The 12374-nt window shown below is 29.6% G+C and carries 12 protein-coding genes; 3 read left to right on the plus strand and 9 right to left on the minus strand.

Annotation, left to right across the window (positions count from 1 at the left end):
* Positions 1 to 936: PDC sensor domain-containing protein (locus H2280_RS04920; RefSeq protein ID WP_337215855.1), on the minus strand; the 936-nt coding region annotated here is incomplete at its 3' end.
* A gap of 119 nt (positions 937 to 1055) precedes the next feature.
* Here H2280_RS04920 and H2280_RS04925 point away from each other — a divergent pair.
* From H2280_RS04925 to H2280_RS04935, 3 genes are read left to right on the plus strand one after another with little or no spacing between them, the layout of a single operon-like run.
* Positions 1056 to 1913, plus strand: a complete 858-nt coding sequence (locus H2280_RS04925; RefSeq protein WP_137623911.1) for a metal ABC transporter solute-binding protein, Zn/Mn family — start codon at positions 1056 to 1058, stop codon at positions 1911 to 1913.
* Between the two features lie 7 nt (positions 1914 to 1920).
* Positions 1921 to 2712: a metal ABC transporter ATP-binding protein gene (locus H2280_RS04930; RefSeq protein ID WP_337215856.1), complete on the plus strand. Its 792-nt coding sequence runs from the start codon at positions 1921 to 1923 to the stop codon at positions 2710 to 2712.
* Positions 2712 to 3518, plus strand: a complete 807-nt coding sequence (locus H2280_RS04935) for a metal ABC transporter permease (protein WP_337215857.1) — start codon at positions 2712 to 2714, stop codon at positions 3516 to 3518. Before H2280_RS04930 ends, H2280_RS04935 begins: the two co-directional genes overlap by 1 nt.
* On the opposite strand, the gene H2280_RS04940 is transcribed toward H2280_RS04935, so the two are convergent.
* The 8 genes from H2280_RS04940 to H2280_RS04975 all read right to left on the minus strand — a co-directional run bounded on the left by H2280_RS04940 (position 3489) and on the right by H2280_RS04975 (position 12367).
* A complete protein-coding gene (locus tag H2280_RS04940; RefSeq protein ID WP_337215858.1) occupies positions 3489 to 4871 on the minus strand; it encodes an McrC family protein in 1383 nt (460 codons plus the stop codon). The genes H2280_RS04935 and H2280_RS04940 overlap by 30 nt on opposite strands.
* Positions 4864 to 7314: an AAA family ATPase gene (locus H2280_RS04945; protein WP_337215859.1), complete on the minus strand. Its 2451-nt coding sequence runs from the start codon at positions 7312 to 7314 to the stop codon at positions 4864 to 4866. The genes H2280_RS04940 and H2280_RS04945 overlap by 8 nt, the downstream gene beginning before the upstream one ends.
* 78 nt (positions 7315 to 7392) lie before the next feature.
* A complete protein-coding gene (rimP, locus tag H2280_RS04950; RefSeq protein WP_137623906.1) occupies positions 7393 to 7833 on the minus strand; it encodes a ribosome maturation factor RimP in 441 nt (146 codons plus the stop codon).
* Positions 7823 to 8185, minus strand: a complete 363-nt coding sequence (gene rbfA / locus H2280_RS04955; RefSeq protein ID WP_137622711.1) for a 30S ribosome-binding factor RbfA — start codon at positions 8183 to 8185, stop codon at positions 7823 to 7825. The genes rimP and rbfA overlap by 11 nt, the downstream gene beginning before the upstream one ends.
* Positions 8182 to 10761 (minus strand): translation initiation factor IF-2, encoded by a 2580-nt coding sequence (gene infB, locus H2280_RS04960; protein WP_337215860.1) that lies wholly within the window; start codon positions 10759 to 10761, stop codon positions 8182 to 8184. The genes rbfA and infB overlap by 4 nt, the downstream gene beginning before the upstream one ends.
* Positions 10748 to 11044 (minus strand): DUF448 domain-containing protein, encoded by a 297-nt coding sequence (locus tag H2280_RS04965; protein ID WP_137623904.1) that lies wholly within the window; start codon positions 11042 to 11044, stop codon positions 10748 to 10750. Before H2280_RS04965 ends, infB begins: the two co-directional genes overlap by 14 nt.
* Positions 11038 to 11916 (minus strand): homoserine kinase, encoded by an 879-nt coding sequence (gene thrB / locus H2280_RS04970; RefSeq protein WP_137623903.1) that lies wholly within the window; start codon positions 11914 to 11916, stop codon positions 11038 to 11040. Before thrB ends, H2280_RS04965 begins: the two co-directional genes overlap by 7 nt.
* A gap of 22 nt (positions 11917 to 11938) precedes the next feature.
* Complete coding sequence (locus H2280_RS04975; RefSeq protein ID WP_337215861.1) at positions 11939 to 12367, minus strand: tRNA threonylcarbamoyladenosine biosynthesis protein TsaB; 429 nt, start codon at positions 12365 to 12367, stop codon at positions 11939 to 11941.
* Positions 12368 to 12374 lie beyond the last annotated feature (7 nt).

Genomic DNA, 12374 nt, shown 5'->3' on the forward strand with positions numbered 1-12374 from the left:
GAGTTTGGCGATAAAAATATATAATAATAAAGAAATAATTGCCACCATAATCAAAGAAGAAACAATTTGCACATAAGTCATTTTAAGAATTGGCTCGGTTACAATATCAAGTGGTTCGCCAATACATATGGTTGAATTTTCGTATTTTGCACATATAGCAAATCTTTCACTATTGTCTCTTTTTCTTGTATATTCAAAAGGTTCAAAATCCGCTTTTGTTTTAGATATAGCAGCAATTTGATCAATATTATAACCTTCTTTAAGTTGCTCTTTATCTGTCGCTGCAAAAATTTTATTGTTTTTATCAAATGCAAAAGTTCTTCCAGGATTTGCCTCATACTCTTGTTGTAAATCTTTAGTTAAAACATCAATTGCCAAAACTCCAATAAATTTACCATCTTTGTATAGGGCTTTAGAGTAGGTAAAACAAGGAAGTTTAGAAGTGATATCGACATAAGAAGGAGTTATATAAACATCATTTGTTTTTAAAGCTTCTTGATAATATTCTCTTGTAGTGGCATCATAATTATCTGCTTTTCCATAAATACCAAAATCTAACCCTTTAGAATCAGAATCAGAATCAGAAACAATTAATTCTCCATTAGGTTGAGCAATATAGGCTGCCAAAAATCCTCCAGCATCCCTTAAAACTTTAAGCTCCTCGCCCACATTTTCTTTAAGTGCTTGCTCACTACTCAATTCATCATAAGAAAAACCTGAAATTCTTTTACTATAATTTTCAAGAGCTTCCAAATTCTTTTCTTGAAATGATATAAGAGAGTTTTTAGCAACCTTTATATAACTAGTTTCTGTTTCAATAACTTCATCATAAATCAAGTTCTTTAGGAAAAAATAAGTTATAAAACCTAAAATACTTAAGCAAATTATAGTTATTAAACCTGCAACAAAAGAAACCTTAAATTTCAAATTTCCCATAAATATCCCCTTTTTCAATTTTAATAATTTTTACCAAAAGATGGTATTATAACGAAATAAGAATTTATTTTATATTAATTAAATACTATCTCTAAAATATTTAAAACAGGGTTTAAACAATGGTAAAAAAAATATTTTTCTTATTTGCAATTTTATTAAGCTTTTTAAATTTGACTTGGGCTAAAGATATAAAAAATCACAAAGATATCCCTACTGTAAGTGTGAGCATACCACCTCAAGCCTTTTTTGTTGAGAAAATAGCCGGAGATACTGTAAAAATAAATATTATTTTACCGCCTAATACCAATGAACATCATTTTGAATTTAAGCCAAGCGTTATGAAAAAACTCGAACAAAGCGAAATTTATTTCACTATAGGTTTAGAATTTGAAAAAATTTTTATTGATAAATTTCATCACAATTTTCCCAACTTAGAAATAGTCAATATGCAAAAAAATATCAAATTACTTGATTTTCAAGATTCACACCACCAAAAAGATCCTCACACTTGGCTAGATCCTGTCTTAGTGCAAACCATGGCTTTAAATATTTATGATGCCTTGATCCAAAAATATCCTGAAAATAAAAATCTTTACAAAGAAAATTTAAACAAATTTTTAGCAGAATTAGACAATCTTAATTTGCAAATTTCTTCAAAACTTGAAAATATAAAACAAAAAGAATTTATTGTTTATCACCCTTCTTGGGCTTATTTTGCCAAACGCTATCATTTGATTCAAATTCCTGTAGAAAATTTAGGAAAAGAGCCAAAGATAAAAGAATTAAAACAGCTGATAACTTTTATTAAAGATAAACACATTAAAACTATTTTTGTTCAAAATGGCTTTCCTGAAAATGCAGCAAAAACCTTAGCTCATCAATGTGATGCCCAAATTTACATCATCAATCATCTTTCAAAAGATTGGGAAAAAGAACTTTTAAAAGTCAGTGATGCTCTATCTAAAGCTTTAAAATAGGTAATTTATGGAATTTTTTTCTATTAAAAATCTTAATTATTCCTATAATAAAGAATGTGTTTTAAAAAACATCGATCTAACATACAATAATCAAGATTTTTTATCCATAATAGGTCCAAATGGTGCTGGAAAATCCACACTCATAAAGCTGATTTTAGGACTTTTAAATTCTCACAATACAATTATATTTAAACAAATTAAAAAAAGTGAAATCGGCTATGTTCCGCAACATACTTTAGCTAATCCAAATTTTAATCCTAGAGTCCTTGAAGTCGTGCTTATGGGACTTATCAATAAAAAAAGATTTGGTTTTTACAAACAAGAAGATAAAAACAAAGCCTTAAAAGCTTTAGAAAAAGTCCAAATGCAAGATTTTTGGAATAAAAAAATCAACGAATTAAGCGGGGGGCAAAGACAACGCGTATTTATAGCAAGGGCTTTGGTGGATGAATGCAAAATGCTTATTTTGGATGAACCAACCGCAAGTGTTGATAGCAAATCAGCAATACAAATTTTTGAGCTTTTAAAATCTTTACATGAAAAAGGCATAGGCATTTTGCTTGTTTGCCATGATATCAATTTAGTTCTTGCTTATAGCGATAAAATCGCACATTTAAATAAAGAATTATTTTTACATTCCAATCAAAAAGAAAAAAAGAAAAGTGATTTTTTAAAACATTTATACGAAAATCATTCCCATTTTTGCGATGTAGAAATGAGTTTAAATTCATGCTTATGCGATCATAATTGCAAGGATAAAAATTTAAAAACATCACTGCACTTTTCTAAGGAAAAATAATGTTTGAAATTTTTCATTTCACTGTATTTCAAAACGCTCTTTTTGCGGCAATTTTAGTCAGTATTGCTTGTGGAATTATAGGAACTTTAATCATGATCAATCGGCTTTTTTCTATGGCCGGAGGGATTACACATGGGGCTTTTGGGGGTATAGGGATCGCTTTTTATTTTTCCTTGCCTATTTTGCTTAGTACAAGTATTTTTACTCTCATCTTAGCCTTTATCGTTGCCTTTTTAGTCAAACATTACGAGCACAGAAGCGATAGTATCATTGCTGTGATTTGGGCATTTGGCATGGCGATTGGGATCATACTTATAGATTTAAGTCCTAGCTATAATACCGATCTTATGGCTTATCTTTTTGGAAACATTTTAGCGGTTGAAAATGAGGATTTATACCTAATGGGCTTAATTGATGGGATTGTGATTTTTTTAATGCTTTTATTTTATAGACAATTTGAAGCGATAAGCTTTGATGCTGAATTTGCAAAAGTGCGTGGAATTAATACAAATTTTTTCCATTATCTTTTAATCGCACTGATGGCATTTTGTATTTGTATTTCAATCCGCCTTGTTGGACTTATTCTTATTATAGCGCTGCTAAGCATTCCTAGTTTTATCGCTGAAAATTTTAGCAAAAAACTTGGTTTTATAATGATTCTAGCAAGTTTTTTGAGTATGATTTTTTGCTTAGGTGGGCTTTTGCTTAGTTATTATTTCGATCTTTCTAGCGGAGCTTGTATTATTATCGTTGCTTGTTTTGGTTTTTTAATCAACTTAGGCGTGAAAATCGTTTGCAAAAGGTAAGGGTGCGAACAAAATTTTTAACTTTATGCGATCTTCTAAGAAATTTAAAAAATCACTTGCTTTAAAAAAATACTCATCCTTTTTGCTTTTCTCTTTTAATTCTAAAGTCCTCCCGCACAAAGGATAAATAAGCCAAACCTCTTTTACCTTAAATTTAGCAGCATAGGCAAACATTTGATAAAGATCACTTTGTGCGATAGAGTATTGTTTTTTATCGTCACTATCACTTAGAATTTTCCATTTAGTATCTGCGATTATATGATCTTGGATATAAAGATCTGGTTTAAGCAAAAAACAATCTTCGCTGTTATTTTTATTCATTAGAAATTTAGTTTTATCTTGAGTTTTAATCTTAATTTGATCATTGGCTATTTTAAACATATGAGCTACATAATCTTCAAAAAGTTTTTCCATAGGAAAAAGCAAAGCAAAAGCTTCGTTACTTCCTTTATAAGGGGTAAAAGTTTCTTTTTGTAAAAAAATCCTACACCAAGAAAGCAAAGTTTCATAATAATCAAAATGTCTTGAAATTTTATACTCAAAATCTTTTTTGTAGTTTTTAGATAATTGCACATCATCAAGCATTTGCAAGGCTTTTGTGACTTTAAATTTATGCATAGTTGTTTTGGATTTTAAAAACTCAAGTGTAGATTTTATCAAACGATTTGGCGGAATATCCAAGATAAACTCATCGCTTTCTGTAAAAAATCTTTCTTTATGGATAAGATTGTGTTTTAAATTTTCACCAAAAAGCAATTTTCCCTTTAAAAAAGCCCTGTTATCTTGTATACTCACATAATCTTTTTTTAATCCTTTTTTAAAAATCAAATCCAATTCTTCTAAAAACATAGAAATAAAAATTTCAAATAAAGGCATTTTAGAAGTTTTCAAAGATGAAATATGACTTTTTTTAAAAGGAGAATTTTTTAAGGTTGTAAGCAAATTTAACAAAAGTTGCTTAGAAGGAAAATTGTAATTTTTTTCATAGTTAAAATTTACAAATTTTTCTATTTTGATCTCGTTTTTAGGCTCGTTCTCTTGTATATCTAGTTTATAAATTTGTTTTAGTTGATGAAAATTTATTTTTTTTAAATTCTCATCTTTTTCTCCTTGATAATTTTCTAAATCGGTGCATTTGGGCAAAATCTCCAAAATACCGCTTTTTGTTTGTATCATACCCACATAATTTTTAGCTTTTAGCGTATTTTTATTTTTAAAACCTAAAAAAATTTCATTATTTTTAGCAAATTCTTCTAATTCTTTATAAAATTTATTTGCCCTATTTCCAAAATCTTTTTTTAAGTCATTCTCGCAAAAAGCTTGATACTCAATAACTTGAAAAACATTAGTCATTGTTTTTATTATTTTCTTCGGTTTTGTTATTGCTAATTTGATTTTCATAAATTTTTTGATACGTTTCTATTTCATCCCAAATTTCATTATCAAAAGAGGTAATATTATAAATAATTTTCTCATTGTATGTTTCTAGCTTCTTAATGCTATGTAAATAATCATTTTCTTTATTTTCTGCTTTTTTAACCATACCATTATTATTTAAAACGGCATTTATTAAAGCATAATCATCGTAAAAATACTCTTGCAAAAGAGGGATGATTTTATTTTGAAAAACGCTCTTTAAATTTTCTAAATTTTTAACACCTATGAAAAACGCATGTCCTATAGTTTTTTCCCTATCTAGTAAGTATTCTATACGAGTATTGATAGCTGTTAATAGTTTTGATAAATCTACATCTTTTTTATATTCTAAATTTTCCAATTCTTTAGGATTGGGCATCATCTCCACAAATTCAAAACGCCTTCTTAAGGCTGTATCAAGCGAAGTTATACTTCTATCAGCTGTATTCATAGTGCCTATAATATAAACATTTTCAGGTACTCCAAATTTTTCACCACTATAAGGCAAAGTTACCCTTAGTTCTTCTTCTGCCCCTATTCTTTTGCTTGGTTCTATCAAAGTTATAAGCTCACCAAAAATCTTACTTACATTACCGCGATTGATTTCATCAATAATGATAACAAATTTCTTTTCCGTATTATCATCAATAGTTTTTATATCAATCTGTTCTTTTTCGTTTTTTATTTTTTCCAATAAATCATTAGCTCTAATTCTCCACAATTTATAAACTGTTTTTAAGGTTAAATTTTTACTATCATTAAGCTCATATAAGCTAATTTCACTATCTTTTGATATCCATTTAACATCTCTGTAAGTTCGGTATTCTTCTTTATCGTCGCCGTATTTGACATCACTTTTTATAATACCAACGCCTTTTATAGTTTTTAAAGAATTAAACACACATACCAAATCGCCTATTTGCATTTCATCCTTAAAATTATTAATGGTACTTTTATCATTTGTACCAAGTGCTAAAAATTCTTCATTCATATTTTCTGGAATTTTATACCATCCTATATAAATTTTATTTTCTTTGAAACACTTGTCTCTTAGTGAAGCGTTAGGTCCTAGAGAAATTTTCCATATTGGAGTATCATTATTGATAGTTATATCATCAATTTCATTATTATCAACTTTTCTCTCTTTATTTAACGCTCTATTGCATATTCTTTTAAAAACTCCATCTTTTATTTCATATTCTAATTCTTTAGAATTTTCATTATCTTTATTTATAATAGGTTTTATGCCTTCTACAAATTCTTCATATCCATAACTTTGATGAAAGGTAGTAAAAACTATTTGTCCATTTTTTACATACTCATCAAATTTTGCTTTTTTGTCTATTCTATTTTCTAAATTTTCACCCAAAATTTCTAAAGCTTTATCTATAGTATGATAAGTCTTTCCTGTCCCTGGAGGCCCATAAAGAATTTGATTTAAAGATATATTTTCATCTTGTATATCTTTTCCAAAATGAACTTTAAAAAATTTCTCATAATATTTCAATGCATTAAAATACATATTACCATTTTTAAGATTTTCTGATAAAAAATTTTTATCTTTGTCTAATTTGTGTTTATTTCTATAAAATTCATTGTTATCGCTACAACTATACAAACTCTTATCTAAAAATTTCTTAGATATATTATCTATTGCATCAATATATTCTTTTATAACTTCATCGTGCAATTCACTTTTTAAAAAATTAAAAAATAGTTCTTTTATTTCTCTAATATAATTTTCACTATTTTCACCATATTCAAACCATAAAGGATTGGCTATTTTATTTATCATATCTATTAATGATAAATTTTCATCTTCTATTAATTTTCTATAAATTTCACATGTTTTCAATTTCTGTTTAAATTTATTTTTGGATATTACGTTTAAAACATCTTTTGAAAAAATATTAACTATTTTAATATTTTTTATATCTTGATAATGAAAAGCTATTTTCCATTTTACAGCATCCCCAAAATTTATCTTTTCTATCGCCTCTAAATCATTATTTTTACTTGCTTGTATTATTTTTACAATTATTTTTTTTACATTTTCAAAAGCTTCATCTTGGTTATTTCCATATTTAGATAACCAAGCATAATTTTGATTATACAATCTACCTTTAGAAGATTTTTTTTCACCCTCATCGTTTCTTCTATATATACCAAATTTAAAACTTGAGCCACCCCAAATGCTTCCTATATTGCCAAGTTTATTTTCTATCCAAAAAGTAAAATCATCTCTATTTGGATTCTCTTTTAATACACTGGTATATTCTTTTAAAGTCATTTCTTGGACTCTATCCAAAGTCCATACTTCTTGAAATTGTAAAAAATTATCCGCCAATTCTTGAGATTCTTTTTTATCTAAATTCCACATTCAATTTCCTCTTTAGCTATTTTAAAAATTAATAAGCATTATAATAAATTATTTATTAATATTTAATAAATAATTTATTTACCACTGTACAAAAGTTCTAGCTTTTTTTATATCATTAAATTTAAGAGTGATTTTTTCATTATCTAAGGTTTGTAAATTTATATTTTCATTTTCAACGCTAAGAATTTTTGCCTCGATCTTTTCTTTTTCATTGGTTGTGATTTTTACAAGCTCATGGATGCTTTTTTCAAAATGCTCTATTTTACTAAGCTTTCTTTCAAGCCCACAGCTTGAAACCTCTAAAAAATACTCTCCACTTACAGGTGGTTCCACATCAAAAATAGGTGATAAAATCTCACTAAGCCTAGCACAATCATCCAAATTTATCCCCACTCTTTCACCTTTTTCATTTAAAGGATTCATCACATAAATTCGGTAAATTTTTTTTCCATTTTCACTGACTAATTCACTATCATAAAGTTCTAAATTTGCTTCTTTGCATAAAGCCTCAAGATTCATTTTTTTCCTTTTTTATCTTTTCAAAAAGCGCATCCATGTGATTTTGATACTCGAGTCTATCATCAAATTTAAAATGAAAATTCGGACAGCGATACCAACCTTGCTCACTCATACAATAGTTTTGCAAAGCCCTTGATGCCTTTTTTAAAGCGTTAAGAATTTTTTCTTGCTCATGGGCATTGAAAAACATTTTATCAAGATACACAAAAGCATCATATCTGCCTTTTTTGCATTCTACATCCACAACGCAAAGATTTTTTAAATTCTCATCATCTAAATTTGCCAAAGCTTCAGGGATAAGCTCTTTTAAAATGCTTTCTGTGCGTAATTTTTTAATCTCGGCTGGATTCATAGACTTACTTTTTCTTCAACTTCTTTATAACTTTCTATATAATCACCCACTCTCATATCATCACATCCTTGTATGCCAACGCCACACTCATAGCCTTTTGCAACCTCTTTAACATCATCTTTAAAACGTTTTAAAGAACTCACGCTTCCTTCAAAAACCACAACGCCTTCTCGTATGAGACGAATTTTAGCCCCTCTATTGATCACGCCTTCTGTAACCATACAGCCCGCAATTTGACCCAATTTTGGCACATTAATCACTTGTCTGATTTCAGCTTGACCCAATTGCTCTTCAGAAATTATAGGGCTCATCATACCACCAAGCAAGGCTTTAACATCGTCTAAAAGATTATAAATAACATTGTAGGTTTTTATTTCAACACCTTTATCTTTAGCACGTTCTTTGATTTCCCCTGTTGGACGTATATTAAAACCAAGCACGATAGAATTTTCACTCGCACTAGCAAGTTCAATATCGCTTTGTGTGATTCCACCTACCCCGCTATGGATGATATCGACTTTAATTTCATCGTTTCTTAATTTTTCCAAACTCGCTTTTAAAGCTTCTAGCGTTCCTTGAACATCTGCTTTTAATATAACTGGTAAAGCTTTGATATTGCCTTCTTTGATTTTAGCTCCAAGTTCATCAATGCTGACTTTTGTGGATTTGCTAAGCTCTTTTTGACGATTGTATTCATAACGTTTAGCCGCATACTCTCTTGCTTCTTTATCGGTTTTAACAGCAATTAAAATTTCACCCGATTGTGCCACTTCACTTAAACCAACTATCACTCCACATTCACCTGGCTTGATCTCTTTAAGTGCTTTGCCTTGATCATCACTCATAGCTTTTATTTTTCCATAAGAAACACCCGCTACAACCGTATCACCTACTTTTAAAGTTCCATTTTGCACGATCACAGTAGCAACTGCACCACGACCTTTTTGTATGGAAGATTCTATAATACTTGCCTTTGCGTAATTTTTAGGATTTGCTTTTAACTCTAAAATATCAGCCTGTAAAAGCACGATTTCAAGTAAATCTTCTATCCCCATCCCTGTTTTAGCAGATACACCTACAAATTCATAACTTCCACCCCACTCTACTGGCATGATCTCAAGTTCAGCAAGTTGTGTTTTTACCATATCAGGATTTGCACCCTCTTTATCCATCTTATTGATCGCTATGATGATAGGCACATTAGCAGCTTTTGCATGATTGATCGCTTCTTTTGTTTGAGGTTTAACTCCATCATCAGCAGCTACAACGATAATAACGATATCGGTTATACTTGCACCCCTTGCACGCATAGCCGTAAAAGCCTCATGACCTGGAGTATCGATAAAGGTGATCTTTCGATCATTTTTTTCCACCATATAAGCACCCACATGCTGGGTAATTCCGCCTGCTTCGCCACTTGCAACACGAGATTTTCTGATAAAATCTAGCAATGAAGTTTTACCATGATCAACGTGTCCCATTATCGTAATAACAGGTGCTCTAGTGATTAAATCTTTTTCATCATCTTGAGTTTCATAATCTTTTACATAATCAAATTCATCCGCTTCATTAGTAATAGTAATTTCTATACCAAATTCAGAGCCCAAAATCTCAATAGCATCTTCATCTAAAAAATCATTTTTAGTTGTCATCATACCTAACATAAAAAGCTTTGAGATTACTTCGCTTGTGTTTTTGCCTATTTTATCGGCAAATTCATACACTCTAATTTCTTTAGGAATTTCAACGCTTGTAATGGCTTCATTTTCTTTTTTTTCTACTTTTTTAGGCGGTTTTTTACGACTTCTTCTTTGAATTCCGCCTTCAGCAAAATTAACAGAATTACCCACAGCTTGGCGTAAAAAATTAGGCTGTTTTTTAACCGTATTGTTCGGCTTTTCTTCTTCCTTAACGCTAAAATCAGGCAAAACAACCTCATCCTCATCATCTAAAGAAATTTCGGCAAAATCTTGATTTCCTAAAAGATCCATTTTTTGAGTATTTTCTTTTTTGACTGCAATATTAGGTTTTTTATCTTTTTTCTTCTTTTTTGCAGAATCATCAAGATCAGTATTTGAAAACATCGTTTTTAAATTAATTCTTTCTTGATTTGAAGGAGTATCAGCAGCACTTTTTGGTTCTTCTTTTTTTGCAAGTTCTTCTTCGGTTTTTTTCTTTTTAACAATCACAAGCCCTCTTCTTTTTGCCAAAGTAGCACTCGCTAAACTCTCTTGAACTTTTTCTTTAGGCTCTTCTTTGACTTCTTCTTTTGGCTTAATCGTTTCTACTTTTTCTACCTTTTCTTGTTTTGCTACAGTAGTAGTTTTTGCGGTTTGAACCTTGTCTTCTTTTGCTTTGGTTTTTGTTTTTTTTGCCGGAGTTTGCTTGATATTTTTCTTAAAAGCTTCGGGGATAACTTTAGTTTGTATGTATTCATAAATTCCCGCAGCAACATCAGGTTCTACGGCATTTGATGCGGTTTTGATATTGAGTCCCAATTCGTTAGCCTTTTCGATGATTTCTTTGCTGTCGTATCCTAATTCTTTTGCGATTTCATGAATTCTAATTTTTGCCATTTAAAACGATCTCCTTTATATTCTGCTGAGTGATTTTTATATTTAATTTTTTACATATTTTCGAGAATGTGGCCTGAAATTTTTCATCCTCCATTAAAAGACAATGATTGCACAAATAAATACTACGACCAAAAGCTAAATTTTGGTATAACTCCGCCTTAAAAACCTTTAATCTATGCAATTCTTTTTGAAAAAAACGATTTTTGCAAACCACGCACATTCTAACCGGTTTATGTTTGTCTGCATTTTTAGAATTATATCTTTTTTTTTCATTTTTTAGCAAATTTCAAAACCTTTATTATCAAATTCTAAAACCAAAATTTTAAAATTTCTAAATTTTTTCTCAAGTTGCTGTTTTAAATAATTTGCATCCTCTTTATAAGCAAGATTAAAAAAGCTAGAACCTGATCCCGAAAGAGTGCTCATTAAAGCTTTGTTTTCTAAAGCAAATTTTTGCACCTCAAAAAGTTCGGGTAAATTTTTCATTCTATGATTTTGATGGATTAAATCTTTACTAGCTATAGTCAATAAATCGTATTTTTTTTCCAAAAAACAAGCTGTAAGAAAAGAAGAATGAGCTAAGTTAAATACGCACTCTTTAAGATTAAAACTTGATGGTAAAGCCGTACGACTTTGCTCTGTGCTTATAAATACATTTGGAATAACTACAACAGCACTTAAATTTTCATCTATGGATTTTTTTATACTAAAAACATTTTCATTTTCAACCACAGAAGTTACAAATCCTCCCAAAACCGCCGGAGCTATGTTATCAGGATGATTTTCATATTTTAATGCCTCATTTAAGATTTTTTGTTTTTCAACCCTAAATCCAGCCATTTCAAAAGCCGCTCCAATAGCTCCAACAATGACAGCAGAAGAGCTTCCAAGACCTCTAGATAAGGGAATTTTATTTTCAAAAATAAAGCGAAATTTTTCTTTTTTTCCACTCAATCTTTCATAAACTTCATTAAAAATACTCACAAAAATATTATTTTTTTTAAGGCTTAAATTTTCACTGCCTTCTCCATAAATGCTGATGCTAAAAAAATTGGATTTTTCAATGATAGTGCTATTAAAAAGCCCTATGCTTAAACCAAGACAATCAAATCCTGGTCCTAAATTTGCACTCGTTGCAGGTACTAAAATTTTCAATATTGATTCCTAGTAAAATTATTTAAATTGCAGGTAAAAAATAAAAAGGTAGATTATCATCTTTTTTATTAAGCTTGCTTAAATTTGAAGGTAGGATAAACTCTCCTGAAACAGCCTTTTCTAAAACAATTTCATCCCCTTTTTTGACAAAACACATTTCTCTATGAGCACTGATGGGCTGATTATTATTCAACTCAAATGCGCTAATTGCAAACAAAGGAATATTTTTAACTATGCTTAGAGTACTCAAACTCACATAAGAAATTTTAATCCCCATAAAAGAGCCTGGACCGTTAGCATAAATAAGCTCATCAAAGGTGAAATCTTGAAGTAATTCTTGTAAAATTTTAGGTATAAATTCACTCGCTTTTTCATCGCTTGTTATGCTTTTTACAAGAAGATCATTTTCATAAATACCAAGCATTAAAGGCTTAGATAAGGCATTAAGCAAGAGAGAA

The sequence above is a fragment of the Campylobacter sp. 2457A genome (assembly GCF_020135895.1).
GTDB lineage: Bacteria > Campylobacterota > Campylobacteria > Campylobacterales > Campylobacteraceae > Campylobacter_D > Campylobacter_D taeniopygiae.